Origin of the sequence: Amycolatopsis sp. Hca4 (assembly GCF_013364075.1) — a bacterium.
Classification (GTDB): domain Bacteria; phylum Actinomycetota; class Actinomycetes; order Mycobacteriales; family Pseudonocardiaceae; genus Amycolatopsis.
Genome location: NZ_CP054925.1, coordinates 8,365,127 through 8,388,888 on the forward strand (window position 1 = coordinate 8,365,127; position 23,762 = coordinate 8,388,888).

General features: G+C 72.7%; 24 protein-coding genes and 1 pseudogene. 12 read left to right on the forward strand and 13 right to left on the reverse strand.

Annotation, left to right across the window (positions count from 1 at the left end; all coding sequences use genetic code 11):
• Window positions 1-145 precede the first annotated feature (145 nt).
• A pseudogene (locus tag HUT10_RS38055) lies at window positions 146-1,025 on the forward strand (IS5 family transposase).
• Between the two features lie 9 nt (window positions 1,026-1,034).
• Here HUT10_RS38055 and HUT10_RS38060 read toward each other — a convergent pair.
• Together HUT10_RS38060 and HUT10_RS38065 are read right to left on the reverse strand one after the other, a co-directional pair.
• Window positions 1,035-1,826, reverse strand: coding sequence for an Fpg/Nei family DNA glycosylase (locus HUT10_RS38060; protein WP_176175601.1), 792 nt, complete (start codon window positions 1,824-1,826; stop codon window positions 1,035-1,037).
• Window positions 1,827-1,840: 14 nt separating this feature from the next.
• Window positions 1,841-2,974: an MFS transporter gene (locus HUT10_RS38065; protein ID WP_176175602.1), complete on the reverse strand. Its 1,134-nt coding sequence runs from the start codon at window positions 2,972-2,974 to the stop codon at window positions 1,841-1,843.
• Between the two features lie 47 nt (window positions 2,975-3,021).
• Here HUT10_RS38065 and HUT10_RS38070 point away from each other — a divergent pair, with 47 nt between their 5' ends.
• A complete protein-coding gene (locus HUT10_RS38070; RefSeq protein ID WP_176175603.1) occupies window positions 3,022-4,419 on the forward strand; it encodes a PLP-dependent aminotransferase family protein in 1,398 nt (465 codons plus the stop codon).
• Here HUT10_RS38070 and HUT10_RS38075 read toward each other — a convergent pair whose 3' ends face one another.
• Complete coding sequence (locus HUT10_RS38075) at window positions 4,420-5,046, reverse strand: glyoxalase (RefSeq protein ID WP_176175604.1); 627 nt, start codon at window positions 5,044-5,046, stop codon at window positions 4,420-4,422.
• Window positions 5,047-5,287: 241 nt separating this feature from the next.
• Between HUT10_RS38075 and HUT10_RS38080 the strand changes: the two genes are divergently transcribed.
• From HUT10_RS38080 to HUT10_RS38090, 3 genes are read left to right on the forward strand one after another with little or no spacing between them, the layout of a single operon-like run.
• Window positions 5,288-5,986, forward strand: a complete 699-nt coding sequence (locus tag HUT10_RS38080; RefSeq protein ID WP_176175605.1) for an N-acetyltransferase — start codon at window positions 5,288-5,290, stop codon at window positions 5,984-5,986.
• On the forward strand, window positions 5,986-6,198 hold the full coding sequence (infA, locus tag HUT10_RS38085) for a translation initiation factor IF-1 (RefSeq protein WP_176175606.1): 213 nt from the start codon (window positions 5,986-5,988) through the stop codon (window positions 6,196-6,198). Before HUT10_RS38080 ends, infA begins: the two co-directional genes overlap by 1 nt.
• 56 nt (window positions 6,199-6,254) lie before the next feature.
• Window positions 6,255-7,115 carry an aminoglycoside phosphotransferase family protein gene (locus HUT10_RS38090; protein ID WP_176175607.1) on the forward strand — a complete coding sequence of 287 codons (861 nt, stop codon included), beginning with the start codon at window positions 6,255-6,257 and terminating at the stop codon, window positions 7,113-7,115.
• Here the strand turns inward: HUT10_RS38090 and HUT10_RS38095 are convergent.
• A complete protein-coding gene (locus HUT10_RS38095) occupies window positions 7,093-7,581 on the reverse strand; it encodes a phage tail protein (RefSeq protein ID WP_176175608.1) in 489 nt (162 codons plus the stop codon). The two genes, HUT10_RS38090 and HUT10_RS38095, sit on opposite strands and share 23 nt — an antisense overlap.
• A gap of 128 nt (window positions 7,582-7,709) precedes the next feature.
• Here HUT10_RS38095 and HUT10_RS38100 point away from each other — a divergent pair, with 128 nt between their 5' ends.
• On the forward strand, window positions 7,710-8,033 hold the full coding sequence (locus HUT10_RS38100; RefSeq protein ID WP_176175609.1) for a YciI family protein: 324 nt from the start codon (window positions 7,710-7,712) through the stop codon (window positions 8,031-8,033).
• Window positions 8,030-9,253, forward strand: coding sequence for an RNA polymerase sigma factor (locus tag HUT10_RS38105; protein WP_176175610.1), 1,224 nt, complete (start codon window positions 8,030-8,032; stop codon window positions 9,251-9,253). Before HUT10_RS38100 ends, HUT10_RS38105 begins: the two co-directional genes overlap by 4 nt.
• A 118-nt stretch (window positions 9,254-9,371) precedes the next feature.
• Here the strand turns inward: HUT10_RS38105 and HUT10_RS38110 are convergent, their stop codons facing one another.
• The gene (locus HUT10_RS38110; RefSeq protein WP_176175611.1) at window positions 9,372-10,316 is read right to left on the reverse strand and encodes a pentapeptide repeat-containing protein; all 945 of its coding nucleotides are present in this window, start codon (window positions 10,314-10,316) and stop codon (window positions 9,372-9,374) included.
• Between the two features lie 27 nt (window positions 10,317-10,343).
• Entirely contained in the window at window positions 10,344-10,805 is a 462-nt protein-coding gene (locus HUT10_RS38115; RefSeq protein WP_176175612.1) for a nitroreductase/quinone reductase family protein, read from the reverse strand.
• An 82-nt stretch (window positions 10,806-10,887) separates the two neighbouring features.
• Here HUT10_RS38115 and HUT10_RS38120 point away from each other — a divergent pair, with 82 nt between their 5' ends.
• On the forward strand, window positions 10,888-11,490 hold the full coding sequence (locus HUT10_RS38120) for a TetR family transcriptional regulator (protein WP_176175613.1): 603 nt from the start codon (window positions 10,888-10,890) through the stop codon (window positions 11,488-11,490).
• 102 nt (window positions 11,491-11,592) lie between these two features.
• Entirely contained in the window at window positions 11,593-12,228 is a 636-nt protein-coding gene (locus HUT10_RS38125; protein ID WP_176175614.1) for a hypothetical protein, read from the forward strand.
• Here the strand turns inward: HUT10_RS38125 and HUT10_RS38130 are convergent.
• Together HUT10_RS38130 and HUT10_RS38135 are read right to left on the reverse strand one after the other, a co-directional pair.
• Complete coding sequence (locus HUT10_RS38130) at window positions 12,206-14,905, reverse strand: sigma factor (RefSeq protein WP_176175615.1); 2,700 nt, start codon at window positions 14,903-14,905, stop codon at window positions 12,206-12,208. The genes HUT10_RS38125 and HUT10_RS38130 overlap by 23 nt on opposite strands.
• The gene (locus tag HUT10_RS38135; protein ID WP_176175616.1) at window positions 14,902-15,180 is read right to left on the reverse strand and encodes a hypothetical protein; all 279 of its coding nucleotides are present in this window, start codon (window positions 15,178-15,180) and stop codon (window positions 14,902-14,904) included. Before HUT10_RS38135 ends, HUT10_RS38130 begins: the two co-directional genes overlap by 4 nt.
• 278 nt (window positions 15,181-15,458) lie before the next feature.
• Here HUT10_RS38135 and HUT10_RS38140 point away from each other — a divergent pair, with 278 nt between their 5' ends.
• The gene (locus tag HUT10_RS38140; protein ID WP_176175617.1) at window positions 15,459-15,677 is read left to right on the forward strand and encodes a hypothetical protein; all 219 of its coding nucleotides are present in this window, start codon (window positions 15,459-15,461) and stop codon (window positions 15,675-15,677) included.
• On the opposite strand, the gene HUT10_RS38145 is transcribed toward HUT10_RS38140, so the two are convergent.
• Window positions 15,622-16,365, reverse strand: a complete 744-nt coding sequence (locus tag HUT10_RS38145) for a phosphatase PAP2 family protein (protein ID WP_217709677.1) — start codon at window positions 16,363-16,365, stop codon at window positions 15,622-15,624. The genes HUT10_RS38140 and HUT10_RS38145 overlap by 56 nt on opposite strands.
• Complete coding sequence (locus HUT10_RS38150; RefSeq protein ID WP_254897214.1) at window positions 16,362-17,039, reverse strand: dienelactone hydrolase family protein; 678 nt, start codon at window positions 17,037-17,039, stop codon at window positions 16,362-16,364. Before HUT10_RS38150 ends, HUT10_RS38145 begins: the two co-directional genes overlap by 4 nt.
• 65 nt (window positions 17,040-17,104) lie before the next feature.
• Between HUT10_RS38150 and HUT10_RS38155 the strand changes: the two genes are divergently transcribed.
• Window positions 17,105-18,457: a TrpB-like pyridoxal phosphate-dependent enzyme gene (locus tag HUT10_RS38155; RefSeq protein WP_176175618.1), complete on the forward strand. Its 1,353-nt coding sequence runs from the start codon at window positions 17,105-17,107 to the stop codon at window positions 18,455-18,457.
• Here HUT10_RS38155 and HUT10_RS38160 read toward each other — a convergent pair.
• Complete coding sequence (locus HUT10_RS38160; RefSeq protein ID WP_176175619.1) at window positions 18,454-19,728, reverse strand: diguanylate cyclase; 1,275 nt, start codon at window positions 19,726-19,728, stop codon at window positions 18,454-18,456. The genes HUT10_RS38155 and HUT10_RS38160 overlap by 4 nt on opposite strands.
• A gap of 210 nt (window positions 19,729-19,938) precedes the next feature.
• Here HUT10_RS38160 and HUT10_RS38165 point away from each other — a divergent pair, with 210 nt between their 5' ends.
• Window positions 19,939-20,217, forward strand: coding sequence for a hypothetical protein (locus HUT10_RS38165; RefSeq protein WP_176175620.1), 279 nt, complete (start codon window positions 19,939-19,941; stop codon window positions 20,215-20,217).
• A 31-nt stretch (window positions 20,218-20,248) separates the two neighbouring features.
• On the opposite strand, the gene HUT10_RS38170 is transcribed toward HUT10_RS38165, so the two are convergent.
• Both HUT10_RS38170 and HUT10_RS38175 read right to left on the reverse strand, forming a co-directional pair.
• Entirely contained in the window at window positions 20,249-21,841 is a 1,593-nt protein-coding gene (locus HUT10_RS38170; RefSeq protein ID WP_254897215.1) for an MFS transporter, read from the reverse strand.
• A 51-nt stretch (window positions 21,842-21,892) separates the two neighbouring features.
• Window positions 21,893-23,677 (reverse strand): VanW family protein, encoded by a 1,785-nt coding sequence (locus HUT10_RS38175; RefSeq protein WP_176175621.1) that lies wholly within the window; start codon window positions 23,675-23,677, stop codon window positions 21,893-21,895.
• Window positions 23,678-23,762 lie beyond the last annotated feature (85 nt).

The window sequence follows — 23,762 nt, forward strand, 5'->3', positions numbered from 1 at the left end:
CGGCCGAGAAGACGACGCTGCCGGCCTTCCTGCGGGCCCAGCGCGAGAGCGTCCTGGCCATCCTCGACGGCCGCACCGGCCTCGGCCCCCGCTAGGGCCTGTCCTCAAAGCGGTGGTGGTTGATCTGCTTCGATCTTGAGTTGTGGTGCGCAGGCATGAGCTGACCGATGAGCAGTGGCAGGTGATCCAGCCGTTGCTGCCGGTGTCGGGTGCGAAGGGACGCCCGCGGGTGGATGACCGTCGGGTGATCAACGGGATGTTGTTCAAGGCCAAGACTGGAGTTGCATGGCGTGACCTGCCGGAGCGGTATGGGCCGTGGAAGACGGTCTACAACCGGTTCTGGCGCTGGTCACGCACCGGTACCCTGTCCGCGCTGGTGGCACAGGTCCGCGTGATCGCCGAGGCGATCGACGAACTTGACCGCGAGGTGTCGGTCGACTCCAGCATCGTGCGCGCGCATCAGCACGCCGCCGGCGCCCGCCGTGCCACCGCGTCGCACACAGGGGGCGAGCGGATCCTGCGGCGGGCATAACGAGCCAGGTGATCATGCCATCGGCCGGTCCCGGGGTGGACCCACGACCAAGATTCATCTCGCCTGCGACGGCCACGGCCGACCGCTGTCGATCGTGCTGACCGGCGGCAACGTCAACGACTGCACCCAGTTCATCCAGGTCATGGCGGGCATCGAGTTCCGCCGGCCAGGTCCTGGCCGGCCGGCGACCCGGCCGAGCCGGGTCCTGGCCGACAAGGGCTACTCCAGCCGAGCCATCCGCTCATATCTGCGTCGGCGGCGCATCCCGGCGACCATTCCCGAACGCCGTGACCAGCAGGCCAACCGGCGGCGACGGGGTCGGGCGGGTGGTCGTCCACCGGCCTTCGACCGCACTGCCTACCGGCGCCGCAACATCGTCGAACGCTGCTTCAACCGACTCAAGCAATTCCGCGCCATCGCCACCCGCTTCGACAAGACCGCCACCTCCTACCGGAGCATGATCGACCTGGCCACACTGCTCCTCTGGCTTTGAGGACAGGCCCTAGGCCTGCTCCGCCGAGCACCACCAGGTCGACCGGCCACCCACCGTCCCGTGGCTCATCGCCGCGCCGCAGCGCGGGCAGTGGTCGCCCGCCCGCCGGTGGGCGATGATCTCGCCCGTGTGCACGCCGCCGTGGCGGATGGCCGCGCGCAACGCCTTCCGCAGTGCCTTGTGCAGGTTCGCGAGGTCGTCGGCGGCGAGTTCGTTCACCGGCCGGGCCGGGGACAATGCCGCCTGCCACAGGGTTTCGTCGGCCAGCAGGTTGCCGATCCCGGCCACCACCGACTGGTCCAGCAGCCGCGCCTTCAGCGGCGCCCGCCCGCGGCCGACGCGCTCGGCGAAGTCACGGCGGGAGATCTCGCCGGCGTCCGGGCCGAGCGCGTCCAGATCCGGGTCGAGCCGCACCCGGCTGAGCCGCCGGGTGTCGAACAGGTGCAGCTGTTCGCCGTCGGCGAACGTGATCCCGAACCGGAACCACTCGGGTTTCTCGTCGCGCTCGCGGGCCCGGCCGGGCGGTCCGCTCTTCCCGCCGAACCGCAGCTGCCCGGCCATCCCGAGGTGCAGGCCGAGGTTCGGCCCCGGCCTGCCGTCCCGGCTTTCCGTTTCGCACCACAGCGTCTTGCCCCGCCGGTGCGCGTCCACCAGCCGGCCGCCGTCCAGCGCCGTCGCGATGTCCCCGGGTGCGTGCGGGCGGCAGACCCAGTCGTCGTGGTCGTCGATCGAGCGGATCTTCCGGTCGAGCGCGTCGGCGAGGACCTGGCGGGCGAGTTCGACTTCGGGGAGTTCGGGCACCCGGCCAGTTTCCGTCATGGCCGTCGATCACGCCGCGCAAGCAGCACCGCGGGCAGGACCAGCACGGCGGTGAGGGCGAAGGTCGCCGGGTAGCCCGCCGGGCCGATCACCAGGCCCGCGCCCAGCGCGCCGGCCGCCATGCCGAGGTCGTAGGCCGCGTTCCAGATCGCGCTCACCGCGCTCTCGCCGCCGGCCGCCACCCGGGTGTACATCAGCGACAGCGTCGCGTTCTGCAGCGCGCCGAACCCGGCGCCGAAACCGAGCGCCCCGCCGATCACCGCGGCCGGGGTGCCGGTGCAGGCGACGCCCGCCATGCCTGCCGCGCACAGCAGCAGTCCCGGTACCAGCAGCCACGCCGGTCCGTGACGGTCGCCGATCCGGCCGGCCACCCAGCGCGCCGCGGTGGCGGCCGCGGGCTGGGCGAGCAGCGCGGTCGCGGCGACCCAGGCCGGCTGGTCCGCGGCGGCGAGCGGGAGGAACGTCACCAGGACGCCGACCGCGGCCGCCGACACCGCGAAGAGCATCGCCGGCCGGGTCAGCACCGGGTTGCGCAGACTCGCCAGCACACCGTCTTCTGCCACGGAGAACGAGCGGCGCGGCAGGCCCGGCACCGACAGCAGGGCGAGCAGCGTCGCCACGGCCGTCGCCACGAACACCGGCGCGTAGCCCCAATGCGCCGCCGCCCACACCCCGGCGGGCAACGCGAGCAGGCTCGGGATCCCGCCGACGATCCCGACCAGCGCCAAGCCCTCGCCGCGCCGCTCCGCCGGGATCAGCAGGGCGGTGACGGCCCCGCCCGCCACCACCGCGATGGCGTACCCGATCCCGCGCACCACGCTGACCGCGACGATCACGCGCAGGTCGTCGCTGACCGTCAGCACGAGCGTCGGCAGCCCGAGCAGGACCAGCCCGGCGGCCAGCGCCCACCGGTAGCCGACGCGGGCGACCAGCCGCGGCGTCCCCAGCTCGGCGGCCACGGTGGCCAGCAGCAACGCCACCGTCGCGAGCCCCGCGCCGTCCTGCCCGGCGTACAACGGCACCACCGACAGCGGCAGGAAGAAGCCGACCGCCGAGCCGGCGATCGAGACGAAGCGCACCAGCAGGGCACGGGACACCAGCCGGGGGCGGAGCTGCAGTTCAACGGTCATGCCGAGAACGCTAGAAGCCAACCGGATCACCGGTAAGGTCCAGTTCCATGGCTGTGGAGTGGTCCGGTTGGGGGCCGGAACTGCTGTTCACGATCGACCGCGAGAGCGGCGAAGGGCTCCGCGCGCAGCTCGAGCGGCAGCTGCGTGACGCGATCTGCAGCGGCCGTCTCGCGGGCGGGGAGCGGCTGCCGTCCTCCCGCGAACTCGCGCGCGCGGCCGGCCTGTCCCGCGGCCTGGTCCAGGACTGCTACGCCCAGCTGCAGGCCGAGGGCTACCTGACCAGCCGTCCCGGCTCGGCCACGCGCGTGGCCGCGGTCGCCCGCCGGGCCACGACGGCGCCGCCGAGCCCGCGGCCGCCGTCCCGCCCGGCGCTCGCCGACTTCCGCCACGGCGTCCCCGACCTGCGCCTGGCGCCCCGCGAGGACTGGGCGTGGGCGGTCCGCGAGGTCTGCCGCACCGCGCCGAACAGCGCGTTCGACTACGGCGACCCGATCGGTGAACGGCAGCTGCGGGAGGTGCTCGCGGCCTACCTGCGGCGGGTGCGGGCGGTCGCGGCGACGGCCGGACAGGTCGTCGTCTGCACGGGGATGGCCCAGGCCCTCGGACTGGTCCTGCGTGCACTCGGCGGCGCCACCCTGGCCGTCGAAGACCCCGGCGCGGTCCGGTCGACGGCGCGCCAGGCGGCCGCCGCCGGGGTGGCCACCGTGCCCGTTCCGGTCGACGAAGACGGCCTCGACGTCGAGGCACTGGACCGCAGCGGGGCACGAGCCGTGCTGGTGACCCCGGCGCACCAGTGGCCGACGGGCGTGGTGCTCGCCGGGCACCGCCGCCGGGAACTGCTCGCGTGGGCGCGCCGGCGCGACGGCCTGGTCATCGAAGACGACTACGACGCCGAATTCCGCTACGACCGCGATCCGGTCGGTTCGCTGCAGGGCCTCGACCCCGGCCACGTCGTCTCGCTCGGCACGGTCAGCAAGTCGCTCGCGCCCGCCCTGCGCCTGGGCTGGCTCGTCGCGCCCGAACGGCTGATTCCCGTGCTGGCAGAGGACAAAGCCGCCACCGACCGGGGGAGCCCCGGCCTCGACCAGCTGGCGCTGGCGCTGCTCATCGAGTCCGGCCGCTACGACCGGCACCTGCGCCGCGCTCGCGCCGTGTACGCGGCCCGGCGGCGGACGCTCGTCGACGCGCTGGCCGTCCACGCGCCCGGCCTGCGCGTCACCGGGCTGGCCGCCGGGTTCCACGCCGTCCTGCACCTGCCGGCCGGCGCGGACGAGGAGCGGGTGATCGACCAGGCCCGGCGGCGGGGCGTCGGGCTCTACGGCCTGGCCGGGCTGCACGCGACGCCGGGGCCGTGGCCGCCGCGGCTGATCCTGGGGTTCGGCGACACCCCGGACCACGCGATCGGCCCGGGCATCGCCGCCGTCGCCGACCTGTTGCGGGGCTGATCAGGACAGGCTCGCGGAAGCCGTGGTCTCCCAGGCGAAGCCGTCCGGGTCGGTGAACGCCGAAGCCGCGCCGCCGACCGCGATCCGGTGCGAGCCGCTGCCCTCGGGAGCGACGCCGGCGTCCTTCGCGAGCGCCTTGCGGCGGTACAGCGCCAGCTTGACCGGGCTCTCGCCGGCCTCGAACTCGACGTACATCTTGCCGAAGCTCTTGCCGACGGTCAGGCCCTGGCCGACGTAGAACTTCTTGCTGGCGGCCACATCGGCGGCGCCCAGCAGGAGCACGACGGCGTCGATCTCGCGGGTGGCCGGCCCGGTGTTCTTCTTCGCGGAGGTCGCGAGCTTCCAGATCGTCCCGTCCGGCGCGCGGAGGGTGCCGCCGTAGCCCCACATGGACTTGGTGGCCGGCTTGATGGTCGTCGCCCCGGCCTTCAGGGCCGTCTCGATCAGGGAGTCGACGTCCGCGGGCTGCGGCACGGTGAGGGAGAGGGTGAACCCGCGGAAGCCGTCGCTCGGCGCGTCCGAGACGCGGAAGCGCAGCTGGGTGGTGAGCCCGAAGGCCTCGGCGTAGAAGCGCTCGGCGGCGGCGGTGTCGGCGACTTCGAGGGTGATGGTTTCGATGTTCGTCATGCCGGTAACGCTAGGTCCGGGCCGCTGACCGGCGCTTCTCGATTCCTGATCGGTCTGCGGGGCCCTCGCGGAAAAAGGAGTGGGCGGGGACCGCGGAGGCTGATAGCTTGCTTCCGACCGTGACCCGGCCCGAGGAGGTGAGACCCGTGAACGTTGTACGCAATGGGTGCTCCCTCTCGTCGTCACGGGCGGGCGGCTGACGCAGGTGTCGCCGGGAGCCCTCCTCCCGAAAGGCGACACCATGGAACACACGCATCAACGGCCGGGCGTGGCCGGCCGCGGGGAAGTCTCCCGGCGGCCGGACGGCCGCCTCTTCCTCAGCATCGACACGTGGACCGACGAGGAGTTCGCGCTGCTCGCGGCGGACATGCTGCCGGCACTGCCGAGGCCGCTGTACACAGTGGTCGACGAAGCCGACGCGGAGCTCCGGCGCCGCTGGGAATCGGCCGGTTTCACCACCCGGCGCCGTGAGTGGGAGTACGTCCTTCCCGCTGCCCCGGGCGTGGTCCCCGCTCCCGCGGGCGTGACGATCGGGCCGCCGTCCGACACGCGGTCGCTGAGCTCGGCCGAAGACGTGATCCGCGCCGAAGTCGAGGCGGCGGTGGGCTGGCAGGAGATGCCGGCGGAGATCCTGCCCCGCCCGGCCGTCCCGGACGTCGGCAAGTACGTGGTCGCGGAATCCGCGGGCGACTACGTGGGCCTGGTCCGGCTGGCGGCGGTGACGCGGCAGCCGCGGATCGGGCTGATCGCGGTCCGCGCGGATCGGCGGCGCCGCGGGATCGGCCGCGCGTTGCTGGGTCATGTCCTGAACACGTTGCACCACAAAGGAATCCCGGCGGCTACGGCCGAGGTGAACGAAGCGAACCCGGCGGCGGTGGCGCTCTTCGAAGGCGCCGGAGCCCGCCGGGCCGGCAGCAACCTCGAGCTGGTGTTGCGCTGATGGCCGGGATCGAAATCGAAGGCACGGTCGTCGAGTGCCTGCGCAACGCGACGTTCCGGGTCGAGCTGGAGAACGGGCACAAGGTGCTCGCGCACATCAGCGGCAAGATCCGGAAGAACTTCATCAAGATCCTGCCCTTCGACCGGGTCCTGGTGGAGCTGAGCCCCTACGACCTCAACCGCGGGCGGATCCTGTTCCGCTACCGGACCTAGTCCGTGGCCGTCGCCGGGTCTCCGGACCCGGCGACGGCTGCCTCCCAGGAGCTTCTTTGGAGACGAACCCGGCGATCGACGCCGCACTGGCGCGGCGGCTGGTCGACACGCAGTTCCCGCAGTGGGCCGGGCTGCCGCTGACCCGGTTCACCCCGGCCGGCTCGGACCACGTGATCTTCCGGCTGGGCGCGGAGCTGTCGGTGCGGCTGCCGCGGCACGCCGGCGCGATCCGGCAGGCCGCGAAGGAAGCCGAGTGGCTGCCGCGGCTGGCACCGCACCTGCCCTTGGCCGTCCCCGAGCCGGTCGCGGTGGGCGAACCGGGCTTCGGCTACCCGTGGCCGTGGGCGGTGTCGCGCTGGCTGGACGGCGAAGTGGCCACCGTCCCGGCGCTGTCGGGGTCGCACGAGGCCGCCGTCGAGCTGGCCGGGTTCCTGACCGCGCTGCACCGGTTCGACGGCGAAACCGCGGACGTCGCCGGGCGTCCACTGGCCATGCGGGACAGTGCGACGCGAGCCGCGATCGAGCAGGTCGGCGCGGTGTTCGACACCGCGGCGCTGACCGGGCTGTGGGACACCGCGCTCGCGGCTCCGGCGTGGGCAGGCCCGCCGGTCTGGTGCCACGGCGACTTCCACACGGGCAACCTGCTGACGACCGGCGGCCGCCTCACCGCGGTCATCGACTTCGGCGAACTCGGCGCCGGCGACCCGGCCTGCGACCTGATGATCGCGTTCACGCTCCTGTCGGCCGAGACGCGGGCCACGTTCCGCGCGGCACTCGGCGTGGACGAGGCCACCTGGACCCGCGGCCGCGGCTGGGCGCTGGCGACGGGGTTGAACGCCTACGTGCACTATGCCGCCGTCAACCCGCGGGTCGCGGCGCAGACCACCCGCCAGATCACCGAGGCACTGGCCGGGTGAAGGCTCTGTACTCCTTCTTGATGACGAAGTACGAGCCGCGGATGGTCCCGGCCAGCTTCGACTTCTGGCGGGCGAACTTGAAGGAGGACAGTTCCTCCGGCACGTCCATCCCGTCGGAGAGCTTGAAGCCGACCGCGCGCTTGCCGCCGTCGTCCAGGGTGTACAGGACGTTGATCGACAGGCCGTTCTCGTAGAAGACGTACGCCCACCGGATGTTCTCGACCTGGAACTCGGTCGCCTCGAGCGGGCGGGAGGCGATGACGATGCCGCGTTCCTCGTCGAGGATGCGGTGCACCCAGCCGACGGTCGCCTGCGCCTCGGCCGCGGGCTCGACGGTGAAGACGTGGTCGTACTTGTTCTTGAAGTAGCGGGCCTCGTTCGCCCGCAGCCCGGCCAGCGCGCCGGCCACCGGCGACGACTCCAGGCCTGCCGTCGATACGGTGTCGAAGTCCACGGTCTGGGGCATGGCGATCCTCCGCTGGTCCGGGTCGGGCCCAGCGTAGATCCTTTCCGGAAAAAAGTCCGGGATGAGTGTCGGATCGCGGGGGCGGCGTTCGTGGCACAGGTGGAACAGGCACGAGGAAAGGATCCGGCATGCAGTATCTCGTCTCCGTGATCGACGACAAGGTCGATCCCGGCCGCACGGACCGGCAGCCCGTCATCGAGGAGTTCAACGACCGGCTGATCGCCGAGGGCTACTGGGTGTTCGCGGGCGGGCTCGCCGACACCGACGCGGCCACGGTCGTCGACAACCGCGGTGAGCAGGCCGTGCTGAGCGACGGGCCGTTCATCGAGTCGAAGGAGTACCTCGCCGGCTTCTGGGTGTGGGACGTCCCCGACCTGGACGTCGCGCTCAAGCTGGCCGCCGAGGCGTCGAAGGCCTGCGACCGGAAGATCGAAGTGCGGCCCTTCCGGTGACCGACGCCCAGGAAGCGGTGATCCGGGCCCACCGCGAGGAGTGGGCCCGGGTGGTGGCCGCGCTGACCCGGCGCTTCGGTGACCTCGACGTCGCCGAAGAGGCGGCCGCCGAGGCCTTCGCGACCGCCGTCGAACGGTGGCCGGGCGACGGGGTGCCGCCCAACCCCGGTGCCTGGCTGACCACCACCGCCGTCCGCAAGGCCATCGACCGGATCCGGCGGGAGAACAAGCGCGACGACAAGCACCAGGAGGCTCGGATGGTCCACGACGACACCCCGCCCGAGCCGCTCGGCGTCATCGACGACGACCGGCTGCGGCTGGTCTTCACCTGCTGCCACCCGGCGCTGGCGACGCAGTCACGGGTGGCGCTGACCCTGCGCCTGGTCGGCGGCCTGACCGTGCCCGAGATCGCCCGCGCCTACCTGGTCAAGGAGACCGCGCTGGAGCAGCGGATCACCCGCGCTAAGGCCAAGATCAAGGCGGCGGGCATCCCGTACCGCGTGCCGTCCGCCGAGGACCTCCCGGCCCGCGTGGCCGGCGTGCTCACCGTCCTCTACCTGGTCTTCAACGAGGGCTACCTGGCGACCGGCCCCGGCACCGACCCGATCCGGCGGGACCTCACCGCCGAGGCGATCCGGCTCACCCGCCTGGTCCACGCCCTCCTCCCGGGCGACGGCGAGGTGACCGGGCTGCTGGCGCTGATGCTGCTCATCGAGGCCCGCCGCCCGGCCCGGGTGGCGGCGGGCGAGCTGGTCCCGCTCGCCGAGCAGGACCGCGGCGCCTGGGACACCGCGCTGATCGCCGAGGGCCACCGGCTGGTGCGCGAGCGTCTGGCCGCCGGGGTGGCGCCGGGCCGCTACCAGATCCTCGCGGCGATCAACGCCGTGCACACCTCGGCCCGCGACATCCGCGACACCGACTGGTCGCAGGTCGTCGCCCTCTACGACCAGCTGGTCCGGGTCGACGCCTCGCCGGTCGTCGCGCTCAACCGGGCGATCGCGGTCGCCGAGCTCGACGGCCCGGAGGTCGCCTTGGCGGCCGTCGACCGGCTCGGCGACCGGCTGTCCGGCTACCACGCGTACCACGTGACCCGCGCCGACCTGCTGCGCCGGCTTTCCCGCGGCGAGGAGGCACGGGCGGCGTACGGCAAGGCCATCGAGCTGGCGGGCAACACGGCCGAGATCGCCTACCTGACCCGCCGCCGCGACCAGCTGGCCTGAAGTCCACATCGGACAGCCCACCGGTGCGGCCGGTGTGGCGGGGCGGGTTGGTCCGGGGCCGAGCTGTGTCGCGGTGGTGATCGGCCCGTGCCGGGCCGGTCGCCCGCCGTTGCCGAGTTCACTCGGCGACGGCGGCCGCCCCCGGCAACAACAGTCCGGGCGGCGGGGTTTCCCACTCGTCGAACACCGGGGGTGCGGTGTAGTCGTCGACGCTGACCCCGGAAAGGTCGACCTCTCCGCCCGTGAACCGGGCGCCGCGGAAACTCACTTCGCCGCCCGTGAAGGCGGCTCCCTCGAACTGGACCCGGCCGCCGCTGAATTCGGCCTTCTCGAACGTCACCCTGGCGCCCTCGAACGAAGCGCCGCCGAACCATACTTCGCCGCCGCTGACGTGCATTCCGTCGAACGAGAGCCAGCCTCCGGGGAACCGGGCCAGGCTCAACAAGAGCCGGCCGCCGGTCAGTTCGATGCCCGCGAAATCCGCCGAGCGGAGCACCGCGCGGAGGAGGTTGAACTCGTGGCCCTGCCAGCTCACCGGGGCGCCCGGGCGGAGGTGGTCGCTGAGCACGCTCGTGATCGAGAGGCGCACTTCGGACTCTTCGTCGTGGTACCACGGCGAATCCGTCGCGGGCTCGTACGGGATGCGCAGATACGCGCACAGCACGTCGATGCACACTTGGCGCTGCTCGGGCCATTGGTCGGCCAGGCTGGCGATAGCGTAGACGCCCGCGAGCCGCACGGTCGGCTTCTCGTGGCCGATCTGGGCGCACGCGCCCGCGAAGCGCTCGTTCAGGACCTTGCCGCGCTCGCGGGCTTCGGCCGCCTCGCCGATCCGCTGCTTCCGGTAGGCGACGACCAGCGCGACGACCCCGCCGACCCCGGCCACCACCGACAACGCGATCTTGACGACGTTCAGCCGGGTGTCCGCGCTCGGTGCGGCCGGCAGCCCCAGCGCCAGCCACAGGAGCACGACGGCGACGGCGAACACGCCGAGCCCGGTCAGCACCACCGCGACGATGTGCCGCCGGATCGGCCAGAGTTCCTTGGTCTGGGACGCGGCCACGGCGGGATCTTAGAGCGCGACCTCGGGTCACGTCTCCGGAACGGGTTCGAGGACGACCACCGGGATCTCGCGCTCGGTGTAGGTCGCATAGGTCGCGTACGGCCGGTAGATCGCCACCGCACGCTCCCACAGGCGCGCCCGCTCCGCCCCTTCGGCCACGCGCGGGCGCACTCGGCGGCGTTCGCCACCGGGCAGTTCCACCTCGGTGGCCGCCATCGCGGTCAGGTTGTGGAACCACGCCGGATGCGCGTCCACGCCGCCCTTCGACGCCACCACGACAAGGCGCGGCGAGTCGTCGAGGTAGATCAGGGGGCTGATCCGGGCGGTGCCGGACCGGCGGCCGACGTGGTGCAGCAGCAGCACCGGCGCGCCACCGAAGTACGACCCGCCCACCCGGCCGCCGGTCCGGCGGAACAGGAAGGTGTTGAACCGGGTCAGCTGCCGCTGCAGCTTCCAGTAGCGGGACGTCGGTGCGGGCGGCTTCGGCATGACCGCAATACTGTCAGAGTGTGACAAGTGTCGTCAACTGACAAGAGTCTGTTCATGACGCGATGGCCGTATGCTGGCCGGCATGGAGGAGCTCGGCCTGCGGGAACGGAAGAAGCAGCGGACGCGGGAAGCGCTGATCAACGCGGCCCAGGAGCTGTTCTGCGCCAACGGCTTCGAGGCCACGACCGTCGACCAGATCGCCGAAGCGGTCGAAGTCTCCTCGCGGACGTTCTTCCGGTACTTCGCCTCGAAGGAAGACGTCGCACTGGCCCTCGCCGACGAGCAGATCACCGCCGTGCTCGCGGCGTTCGCCGCGCAACCGGCCGGCCTGCCGGTGCTGACCGCGCTGCGGACGGCCGCCGTCGGCGTCATCCGGGCGGCCGAGACCGACCCGCGCTTCCCCGGCCTGCAGGACCTGATCTCGGTCAGCCCGGCGCTCACCGCCGCCCGCATCGAACGGGCGACCGCCCGGTTCGACGAGGTGGCCGGGCTGATCGGCGCGCGCATGGGGGTCGACCCGGCGGCGGACCCCCGGCCGCACCTGGTGGCTTCGGTGGCGCTGTGCGCGGTGCAGACCGCGGTCGTCGCCTGGCGGGCGGCCGGCAGCCGGGTGCCGGAGTCCGAGCTGACCGGGCAGGCGTTCGACCTGCTCTCCCACGGCCTCGACTACCCCGCCGGGCCCTAGCCGGCCCGGTGCCCGCGGCCGGCCCGGAAAAATCTTGGGGATCGCCGGGGAGAACCGCCGCCGCCGGGCCACGGAATGGCTGTACCGAGAAGGGAGCAGCCGATGCTGAGTGTGGTGCCGAGGGGGCCGGTGCACCGGTCGATCGTGGTGGTGGACATCGCGGGATCGTCCCGCTGGGACAACCCCGCCCAGCTGCGGGCGCGGGCGGCGTTGACGCGGATGATGCGGACCGCCTTCCGGGCGGCCGGAGTCGGGTGGTGGCGGCTGTCCATTCAGGACCGTGGGGACGGCCTGCTCGTCATCGTGCCGCCCGGGGTGTCCAAAGCGGACCTGCTGGACCCGTTCGTGCCGCGGCTGGTCGCCGAGCTGCGCGCGTACAACGCCGTCGTCCCGCCGCCGTGGCGGATCCGGCTGCGGCTGGCGGTGCACGCGGGGGAGCTGCTGCGCGCCTGGCCGCGGTGGGTGAGCGAAGACGTGAAGCTCGCCTGCCGGCTGGTCGACGGCGAACCGCTCTACGAACTGCTCGCGCGGTCGGGCACCGACCTGGCCGTCGTGGTGTCGGAACGGATCCACGACGGCGTCGTCCGGCACGGCTACAAGGGCATCGACCCGGACGGCTACGCGCCGGTGCGGATCCGGGTCAAGGAGGTCGACGCGCCGGCGTGGCTGCGGGTGGACGCGGACCCGGCCTCGGCCGACCGGGTCCGCGTGCCGGTCAGCCGGGCGGGCGAAGCGTGAGCGTCGTGCCGTCACGCCCGGCGAACACGCTGTCCAGCGCCGCGTCGTAGGTGACGCGGCCGGCGCTGGTCACGCTGAATGCGAACCGCCGTCCGCCGGGCGCCAGCGCGTAGTGGGTGCCCGGCAGGAGCCGCAGGACGCGTGGCTGCCGGGCGTCCCACCAGCCGGCGCCCTCGAGACCGAACTGCGGGTACCCGGACCCGGTGGCGTCGATCGTGACCGGGAACCCGTGGACGGCGAGCGTGCCGCCGCCCGCCCCGGTGAGCAGGCCCTGCAGGGACGGGTCGTAGCCGACGAGACCGCTGCTGCCGACGGTGAAGGCGACGGTCGTCCCGCTGTGGGTGACCACGCGGTGGGTGCCGGGTAGCAGCCGGAATTCGCGGACGGCCTGCGGCGTGCGCCAGCCCGTGCCGCTCACGGTCGTGTTGTCGTAGCCGAGGTCCGTGACGTCCAGCGTGACGTGGAAACCGTGCACCTGCAGGGTTTTGCCGCCGTCGGCGCGGGTGAGCGGCCCTTCGAGGCCGGCGGCGTAGCCGACGGTCCCGTCCGTGGTGATGGTGAACGGCAGGGAGTTCCCGTTGGCCGTCACGACCGAATGCGTTCCGGGCAGGAGCCGGAACGTGCGGACCGCCTGCGGGGCAGGCCAGCCCGCGCCGCTGATCGTCATGTTGGCGTAGTCCGTGCCGGTGGCGTCGAGGGTGATCGGGATGCCGTGCACGGCGAGGGCCTGGCCGTCCCAGGTGAGGAGGCCGTGCGGGTCCGTGGGGAAGGTGATCCCGCCGGTGCCGGTGACGGTGAACGGCAGCGAGTTGCCGTTGGCGGTCACCACGTTGTGCCTCCCCGGCAGCAGCTTCAGGTGCCGGACCGGTTGCGGCGCCGGGAACCCGGTGCCGCCGACGGCCATGTTGTAGTAGTCCACACCGGACACGTCGAAGGTGACGTCGTGCCCGTGCACCGACAGTTCCGCACTGCCGCCGCCCTGCAGCGTGCCTTCCAGCGACGGGTCGTACCGGACCACGTAGTCGTCGGTGACGGTGAAGGGCAGCCGCTGTCCGGCCGGGGTGGCGAGCGTGTACGCGCCGGGGGCGAGGTTCAGGGCCTGTGCCTGCCGGGTGTCACGCACGCCGACGCCGGAGATGGTCACCGTCGTGTACGAGACGGCGGTGGCGTCGATCGTGATCGCCTGCGGGTGCGGGGTCGTCGTGGTCGGTGGCGGGGTGGTCGATGGCGGGGTGGTCGTCGGCGGCGGGGTGCTGGGTGGTGCGGTGGTCGGCGGTGGGGTGCTGGGTGGTGCGGTGGTCGGCGGCACGGTGCCGGCCGGCGGGCTGCTCGGCGGCACCGTGCCGGGCGGCGGTGGCGGTGCTGTGCTCGGCGGTGCCGTGGTGGGCGGCGGTGTTGTCGACGTCCGCGAAGCGGGCGGCTGGGCCGCCGCGGACGAGCCGGGTGCCGGATCCGCCGGCGGCACGCGGTTCCCCGGGGTGGTCGTCGTGGGCGGGGGCGTGCTCTCCGGGGCCGTCACGGCCACCGGCACCGCGGCCGGCGCGCTCACCGTCGGCGCCCCGCCGCCGGGCGTGGTCGTCGCGGGCGCGCGCGGGGCGTCCGCCACCGGCGGCACGCCACCGCCGTCCGACCCGCCCAGCACCGCGGCCACGATGGCCGCCGCGGCCGCGATCCCGCCCGTCGCCGCCGCGACGATCCGGTGGGTCACGTCCGGGTTGTCCCGCACGAACCGGGTGACCCCGTCGGCCTTGCGCACCAGCGCGGGCCGGGACGACAGCAGCCGGCCCGCGAGGTTCGCCGGTCCCGCCAGCGGCACCGGCACCGCCAACGCGGCCGCCGCCTGCGCCTGCGCCGACGAGACCCCGCCCTCGCCCGCCCGGTCGAGCAGCGCGACGAGCGCCCGGCGGCGTTCCTCATCGTCTTCGGCCAGGTGCAGCAGCCCGGGACCGAGGGCCCAGCGGCTGTAGTCGCGGGCTTCGTCGACGCGCGTCGAGCACGTCGCACAGCCGGCGGCGTGCTTGAGCACCGCGCGCGTCCGCTCCGGGTCGAGCAGCAGCCGGCGGCCCGCGCGCAGCTGGTCGGCGTCGAGCACCCCGCACAGCCCGGCGCAGTCCGCGCGGCCGATGCGGGCGAGGACCAGCGCCGCGATCGCGTCGAGCATCCCGAGGCGGGAGCGCTGCAGCTGCCGGTTCACGATGTCGACCGGCCGGCCCAGCTCCTTCGCCAGTTCCGCGCCGACGACGCGCCGCCCCCGCTCGACGGTGAGCCGGACGTGGGCGCGCATGATCGTGGCCAGCCCGTCGCCGAGCCCGTGGGTCGCCGCGTCCAGCGTGGCCCACAGCTGCCGCTTGCCGAGCAGCACCTCGTACTCCGACGGCAGGTCCGGCAGGTCGGTCCGGGCCAGCTCCAGCTGCTGCTCGCCCGGCTCCTGCGCGACCTCGGCGGGCAGCTCGTGATCGCGGTCCTTGGCCCGGTAGCGCTCCTTGAGCACGTTCTTGGCGATCCCGATCAGCCAGGCTTCGAGCACCTCGGGCCGCGCGCCCTGCCGCAGGCCCACGAGGGCGCGGAGGACGACGTCGCTCACGCAGTCGTCGACGTCCGACGCGTTGGGCACCCGGCGGCTCACGAAGGCCCGGACGCTGGTGCGGCAGTGTTCGAAGATCTCCGCCTCGGTCATCGTGCGGCCCTCCGGGTGGCGAGGCGGGTGCCGGTCTCCAGCAGCCATTCACGGGCCGGCTGCCCGCACGGGCAGGGCAGGTGCCCGACGAACTGCGCGAAGGTGTCGTGGGTGGTTTCCCACGACAGCGTCCGTTCGCGCAGGATCCGCCAGCAGCGCTGGAAAACCGGACGGGCGTACCGGCCGTAGAGCACGTCGAGCGCGCTCCAGTCACCGTCGTGCAGCCGCGCCACCAGTGCGCGGTCTTCTTCCTGCTCGGTGCGCAGGACGTCCATGGCATCTCCCGAGGTCGGCAACTCCGTCGCCTGGCTCGTGGGGCCCCGGGCCGGTTTCTCCCCGTGTGAGGCGAAAATTCCGCAGCTATTTTCACGGCCGGAACCGGTACCGGGAAGGCGTCCGGCCCGATTGTCAAGCTTTTGTCCCGCTTCGGGGCTCCGGCCGCCGGGGCGTTGTCGCGGGCGATGGACAGGCCCAGCCCGCTGCCCTCGGTCTCGCGCGGGCGTGGTCGCCGCGGGCGAACCGGTCGAACACGATCGGGAGCAGGTCTTCGCGGATGCCCGGGCCGGTGAAACCGCTCGGCAACGCCTGGCTGCTCGCCGCCGCGCGGAGCGCGCTCGACTGCGGCGACCTCGCGGAGATCCGGCGTTCGACGCGGAACCCGTTGACGCTCGAACGGTTCTGGGCCAACCTGACCGGCGCCTGGCACCGCACCCTGGTCACCGTTCCGGCGGATCCGTTCGCAGCCGAGCGGAAGTTCTGCGGAGGGCCGTGACGCGCTCCGACAGCGTCGCGGCCGCAACGGCGACGGCCAGCAGCGCGACACTGCCGGCGACGTCCAGGACGTAGTGGTTCCCCGTGGCGAGCACGTCCGCCGCCATCAGCAGCGGGAACGCCCACGCCAGCAGGGCCAGGCGCGGGTGCGTGGCGCGCAGCGCCGTCCACACGGCATACGCGCACCACAGCGACCAGCCGACGTGCATGCTCGGCATCGCCGTGTGGTGGGTGGGTTTCGTCCAGCTCGCCACGCCCAGGAAGTCGTACCGGGCCACGATGTCGGCCGCACCCGGCAGGGCGAACCGCGGCGGTGACATCGGCACCGCCCAGTAGACCGGCAGGACCAGGGCCGTCATCGCGACCATCGTCCGGCGGACGTGCCGGTAGACCTCGGCGTGCCGCACGAACACCCACAGCAGCACGCCGGCGACCACCACGTAGTACAGGCGGTACAGGTACACCGCCAGGTGACCGAGGACGGGCTGCCCGGCCAGCCAGGCGTTCACGCCGTGCTCGACGTCGAGGTGCGCCAGGTGCTCGATGGCCTGCAGGGCCTGCGCGTTGGCTTCGGCGGCCGCGAAGTCCGTGCCCACGAGGGCGTCGAGCCGGGCGAAGACGAAGAACCACAGCAGCAGGAAGGCGGCCTCGACGAGCGCGCCGGTACCCCGCACGAGCACCGCCTTCACGCCGGCAGGGTCCGCCGCAGGAACTCGGTGGTCAGCTCCCAGGACCGGGCCGCCGCCGCGGGGTGGTGGAACATCGGGGCCACGTTGTTGTGGAACGCGTGCCCGGCCTCCTCCTGCACGTGGATCTCCGCACCCGGGTGCGCGGCCACGGCGGTCTCCACCACGGCGACGTCGGACCGCGGGATGTACGGGTCCTGGCCGCCGAAGTGGAACTGGATCGGGCACTCCACGCGGGACAGGCCGTCGATCTGTTCCGGGACCCTCGAGCCGTAGAAGGACACGGCCACGTCCGGGTCGCCCTCGGCCGCCGCCGCGAAGGCCAGCGAGCCGCCGAGGCAGAAGCCAAGAACGCCGACGCCGCCGGTCACCGACGGCAGCGAACGCAGGTGGGCGACCGTGGCCAGCACGTCCGCCAGCCCCAGCTCCGGGTCGAAGCGGCTCGCGACCTCCACCGAAGCCGCGACCCCCGCTTCGTCGTGCGTCGACGACCAGCCCGGCGCCGTCCGCCGGAACAGCTCCGGGATCGCCACCACGTACCCGAGCGCGGCCAGGTCCGCGGCGACCGAGCGCAGGTAGTCGTCCAGGCCGAAGATCTCCTGGAGCAGCACCAGCCCGGGGCCGCGGCCGGCTTCCGGGTACCGGATCGGGAGGTCGTCGAGCATCGGGTTCGTCACCCGATCACCGTACTGGTTCCGCGGCCGGGAGCGTCCTAAGTTGAGGTGCCGACCAAGGAGGCGTGATGGCTGACCAGACCAAATACGTCCTGGACGAAAGCGATCTCCCCACCCAGTGGTACAACGTCATCCCCGACCTGCCCGAGCCGCCGCCACCGCCGCTGCACCCCGGCACGCGCGAGCCCGTCGGCCCGGACGACCTCGCGCCGCTGTTCCCGCAGGCGCTCATCGCCCAGGAAGTGACGACTGATCGCTATGTCGACATCCCGGAGGAGGTCCGGGAGGTCTACCGGCTTTGGCGCCCGTCGCCGCTGTTCCGCGCGCGACGGCTGGAGAAGGCGCTGGGCACGCCTGCGCGGATCTACTACAAGTACGAAGGGGTCAGCCCGGTCGGGTCGCACAAGCCGAACACCGCGGTGCCGCAGGCGTTCTACAACGCGGCCGAAGGCGTCACGCGGCTGACCACCGAGACCGGCGCCGGCCAGTGGGGCAGTGCCCTCGCCTTCGCCTGCGCCCAGTACGGCATCCAGTGCGAGGTCTGGCAGGTGCGGGCTTCCTACGACCAGAAGCCCTACCGCAAGCTGATGATGGAGACGTTCGGCGCGACGGTCCACCCGAGCCCGTCCGAGCTGACCGAGTCCGGGCGCGCGATCCTCAAGGACCACCCGGACTCGACCGGCAGCCTCGGCATCGCGATCAGCGAAGCGGTGGAGCAGGCGGCGCAGGACCCGAACGCGCGGTACGCGCTGGGCAGCGTGCTCAACCACGTCCTGCTGCACCAGACGGTCATCGGCGAAGAAGCGCTCAAGCAGTTCGAGATGGCCGGCGACACCCCGGACGTGCTGGTCGGCTGCACCGGCGGCGGCTCGAACTTCGGCGGCCTGGCGTTCCCGTTCCTGCGCGAGAAGCTGGCCGGCCGGATGAACCCGGTCATCCGCGCGGTCGAGCCGGCCGCGTGCCCGTCGCTGACGCGCGGCAAGTACGCCTACGACTTCGGCGACACGGCCGGGCTGACGCCGTTGCTCAAGATGCACACGCTCGGCCACGAGTTCATCCCGGACCCCATCCACGCGGGCGGCCTGCGCTACCACGGGATGTCCCCGCTGATCTCGCACATCCACGAGCTCGGCCTGATCGAGGCCCTGGCCATCGGCCAGCAGGAGTGCTTCGCGGCCGGGGTGCAGTTCGCGCGGTCGGAGGGGATCATCCCGGCACCCGAGCCGACGCACGCGCTGGCGGCGTGCATCCGGGAAGCGTTGCGCTGCAAGGAAACCGGTGAGGAGAAGGTGATTCTCACGGCGCTGTGCGGCCACGCCCACCTGGATCTGCCGGCGTACGGGGCCTACCTGGCCGGGGAGATGGTGGACGACGAACTGTCCGAAGCGACCCTCGAGGAATCGTTGGCCACGTTGCCCTAGCGGACGTCCGGGATCTCCGGACGGGTCAGCTCGGTGCGGGCGGTCGCCAGGACCACGCGGTCGCGGCCGCCCGCCTTCGCCTCGAACACGGCGTCGTCGGCCGCCTGCAGCAGGATCGTGTACTCGGTCGCCGTCTCCGGGTACACCGCCGCGCCGATCGAGGCGGTCAGGCCGCCGATCACCTCGGGCTTGCCCGGGCGGATCACCGGGACCGGTACCTCGATCCGGGCGATCGCGGTGCGGATGCGGTCGGCGACGGACGTGATCTCCGCGCTGGTCATGCCCGGCAGCAGCACCACGAACTCGTCGCCACCGAAGCGGCCAACGTAGTCGCCGCCGCGGACCGAGCTCTGGATCGCCGCCGCGACCGCGCGCAGGACCTCGTCGCCCGCGAGGTGGCCGTTGCCGTCGTCGATGGCCTTGAAGTGGTCGATGTCGATCATCAGCACGCCTGCTGTGGAGGACAGTTCCGCGGCGCGGGCCAGCTCGTTGCGGGCCAGCTGGACCCAGAACTCCGGGGCGAGCAGCGCGGTCTTGGAGTCGGTGCGCGCGGCGGCCTGGAACTGGGGGAGCAGCAGGCCGATGTGGAGCGCCACCGGCGTCACCATGAGCACCGGCAGCAGCCACGGCCGGACCGTCATGACCAGTGCGATCCCGCAGCCGACGCCGACCGCGGCCAGCACGATCAGCACGTCGGACGGGTTGCCGAACGCCTGCCGCGGCGGCTTGCCCGGGTTGCTGATCAGGATCGCCACGATCACGAGCACGTAGTTCAGGCCGAAGTAGACGATCCCGGAGGTCAGCAGCGCGAGCATCCCGCCGAAGCCGTCCAGGTACGGCACGTACGGCGCCACGTGCCCGGTGCCGGCCCACAGCACGGCCCCGGCGGCGGTGCAGGCGAGGATGACCGTCGCGCCGGAGAACACTTTCCGGTGAATCACGCCCCGTCGTTTGTAGACGCGCACCCAGGAATGGGCATAGCTGACGACGATGACCAGTGTCGCCAGCGGTGGCGGGAGCAGGAGTAACCCGGCGAAGATCCAGATCGACTGCAGGTGCATGTGCGGCCGGCCGTCGGCAGCCAGCTCCCGGATGCGCTCGATGCGTTGCGCCGCTTCGAGGTGCACGACCTCACCGGCGAGGATCAGTCCACACCAGAACAGCGATCGGGTGGTGATCGGAACCAGTGCGGCCGTCGAAGCGACCGCGACCAACGCCAAGGCGTCGACGACGAGGACGTAGCCGAACACCGGAGTGGCCAGCTTCCACATCGCCCACGTTCGGAGACCTGTTCGTGGACGTTCTGAGCTGGGCTTTCGCCCTTGGGACGCGGACAATCCCACGAAACGCCCTTCTGCTCAGGACGGAAACCCTTCGCGGAAATCGTCACTGTAATCGAATGAACGCGGTGTGTCACTAGGCTGGTCGGGCTACCGTCCGGTCACGCACCGTGCAAGATCCCTCACGAAACGGGAGAAACCATGTCGCACTTCCTGCCCAACGCCAACATCGTCCCGTCCCGCCGTCGCCCGCAGCGGCCCACCGACTGGACCCGGCAGCTGCCGACGGACTGGACCCGCGCGATCCCCACCGACTGGACCCCGCGGCAGCTGCCGACGGACTGGACCGCCCGCGAACTGCCCACCGACTGGACGGTCCGCGAGCTCCCGACCGATTGGACCCGTCCCGGCGTCTCGCCAGCCGAGTGCCCGACGGACTGGACCCCGCGCCGCATCCCGACGGACTGGACCCAGTCCTGACCGGCGCCCGGTGACCGGCGAGCCTCGCCGGTCACCGGGGCTCCGGCTGGGCCCGCCGCCACAGCCGGGCCGCCCCGAACGCCGCCACCACACCGATCGCCCCCGCTCCCGCCACCACCCCGTGCGGGGCCACGTGTTCCGCCGCCACCTCTGTACTTCGGTCGGCGGCGCAGGCGGTGGGGCAACGCGGACCTCGCGGAGCTTTGCTCTGGTGTCGCCGCGCGAGCCCTCTGCTGTGCGCGGTTGCCGGCTCCGGCTGCGCTCGCCGCCACAGCCGGGCTGCGTCGGCGGCCGCGATAACGCCGTGGAGCCACGTGTTCTGCCGCCGGCACCGCGCTTGCGTCTTCGACGCGGTCAACGCGGACCTTGGGGCGCTGGGCCGGTGGTCGGCTGCGCGACCGTCCTCCCGTCCAGGCGCACGCCGGTCACCGGGGCTCCGGCTGGGCCCGCCGCCACAGCCGGGCCGCCCGAACGCGGCCACCACGCCGATCGCCCCCGCTCCCGCCACCACCCCGTGCGGGGCCACGTGTTCCGCCGCCACCCCAGCCAGCACCACCCCCAGCCCCTGCGAAACCCGCAACGCCGTCAACGCGAACCCGAACGCCTGCGCCCGCTGGGTCTCCGGTGTCAGCTGGACGAACGTCGTGTTCGCGATCAAGTTGTACGAACCGGCCACCCCCGACAGCGTGAACAGCGCCAACGTGGCCACCAAGTCCGGCTTCAAAACACAACCCAGCAAAGCCGCGCAGGCCAGCACCGCCAGCGGCCCCAGCAACGGCCCCCGCTGCGGCGGCGGGATCCGTGACAGCACCGCCATCCCGGCCACGTTGCCCAGCGCGAACGCCCCCAGCAGCAGCCCGACCACCACCGGGCCCCCGCCCAGCTCGGCGGCGTACGGCGCGGCGATCGCCTCGCCCGCGATGTACACCCCCGACACGCACCCCAGCGCCACCAGGGCGAGCCGCCGCCGGTCGCCCGCCACCACCGTCCAGCCCGCCCGGACGTGGCTCCACCAGCGGACGCCCGACGTCTCGCGCGGCGGCCGGGTCCGCACGCCGGCCAGCAGGAACACCGCCGACAGCGCGAAGCTCGCCGCGTCCGCCAGGAGGGCTCCGCCCGTTCCGATGGCCGCCACCAGCAGGCCGCCCAGGGCGAAGCCCGCCACCTGGCCCGCCTGGACCAGCATCATCAGCAGGCCCATCCCGGGCACGAACGTCTCGCCCGGCAGCACCTGCGGCAGCAGCGCCGCCCGCGCCGAATTCCACACCGGGTTGAACAGCTGGACGGCGACCAGCAGCGCCGCCACCGCCGGCAGCGGCAGGCCCGGCACCGCCATCACGGCCACCGCCAGCGCTCGCAGCCCGTCCGACAGCACCATCACCGCGCGCGGTGGATGCCGGTCGGCGAGCCCGGACAGCAGCGGGCCGCCGACGAGGTCCGGCAGGAACGTCAGCGCGTACGTCAGCGCCGCCCAGCCCGGCGAGTTCGTCCGGTCGTACACCAGGATCGACAGCGCGACCCTGGCCAGCTGGTCACCGGTGACCGAGACCAGCTGGGCCGAGAACAACGCCCGGAATTCGGTCACCGCGAGGACGTCCCGGAACCCCACCGCGCGTGCCGTCATGGGCACTCAGGGTACCGCCGCGGACGCCCAGCGTGAACGGCCGTTAGGAGGTCACTGCCCGCCGCCGCAGACGATTTTCGGCTGCGGGTTGTAGTGGACCGTCCGGGTCGCGCGGCTGACCTCGCGGCCGGTCGCGGCGTCCTTGAGCACGCGGGTGTTGCTGGTGGTGAACCCCGGCGCGCCGTTCGAGGCGTGGCAGTTCTCCGCCGGCCCCGGCTTGGTCTGCGGGTCGCTCTGGTTGGTCCGCGCGCCCTCGATCGACTCGACGGTGTAGCGCTTGGTGCCCCACAGCTTCACGGTGATCGACGACGGCGTCCAGATCGTCTGGATCGCGATGCCGGTCGGCGTGTCGTTGGTGAACTTGAGGTCGATGACGCTGGACCCGTTCGGGTTCTGGAACACCGTCGCTTCGCGCGCGGCGGGGTAGCGGCTGATGTAGTAGCTGTGCTCCTTGTGTCCCGCGTCCTTCAGCCCCGCGAAGTAGGAGGCGTTGTACAGCGTGGTCGCGAGCTGCGAGAGGCCGCCGCCGACCTCGCGGCCGGGGGCGCCGTCCTTGATCACGCCCGCCTCGACGTAGCCCTGTGCCGTGCCGCGCGGCCCGGTGAAACCGTTGAGGCTGAAGGTTTCGCCCGGCTTGACGATGGCGCCGTTGATCTTCTGCGCGCCGACGCGGATGTTGACCCCGGACTCGGGGGCGAAGCCGCCGGTGGTGAACTCGCCGACGACCTCCTTGATGCCGAGCTGGTTCGCCTGCTCGGTGGTCACCTTCGCCGGGCTGTCCTTGTAGACGGCCGGGACCTCGCGGCCGTCGGTCTTCTTGAGTACGTCGGGCAGCGGCTTGAGACTGGGGTCCCAGTCGACGGTCCGGCCGTCGGTGGAGGGGTCGACCGTCGGCTTGCCGCCCTCGAAGACGACGGTCGCGTCCTTGCCCTCCTTCTCGGTGGACTTCAGCTGCGGCCCGGCGGCTTCGGCGATCTTCGCGTTGTCGATCTTCGGCGTCAGCCCGCCGCCCTCGGCGGGCTCGAAGGTGATCGCCGCGGCGAGCACCTCGGGCTTCACGGTCGCGTTCTTGCCCTCGCCTTTGACCACCAACGGGCCGGACACGGCGGGCCGCGCGAAGCCGTCTAGGGCCGCCTGGACGCCTTCGGGCGTGGTGCGGACCGGCGTGCTGGTCACCGGGAGCGCCAGGGTTTCCCCGCTCGCCCACTTCTCGACGACGGCGGCGGTCGCGGCCGGCACGTCGAGCTTCTGCCCGGTCTTCGGCGGCACGGCGACCGGTTCGGCACCCTGGAACTTCACGGTGCCCTCGACCGGGTCGCGGTCGACCTGGCCGCGCAGCGTCTCGAGGGCCGCGGTGAGCTTGGCGTCGTCGGCGTGGCTGACGACGCCGACCTCGCGGCTGGAGAACAGCGACGACAGCCGCGTGAACGGGTTCAGCGGCTGCTCGCCGGCCTGGTCGAGGGTCTGCGGCCAGTCGAGCTTGAGCCCGGCGAGCGTCGGCGACAGCGTGCCCTGGTACTCGCCCGCGGTGACGGCGAGCGGGCGCGTCAGCCGCGGCTCGATCTTGCCGCGCAGTTCCTGCTCGGCCGCCTCGCGGCCCATGCCGCCGACGTCGACACCGGCCACGGTCACCCCGCGCGGGACGCTGCCCTGGCTGATCAGCAGGTCGATCCCGTAGATCGCGACCAGCACGCCGAACACGCCGCCCGCGATCAGGCCGGCCTTGCGAAACGAGCGCTTCGCGGTGGCGGGACCCGGTTCCGGCTCGGGCCGGACGACGGGCAGGACGTCGGTCTGCTCGCCGTGCGAGTCGGGCCAGTGCGGTTCGTGCGGCAACTCTCCACCCCTTCAACGCGGCACCGGGCCTGCGACGGTGACGGGATCAGCGTACGGGGCACCCGGACAAGCCGTACGACTCGCC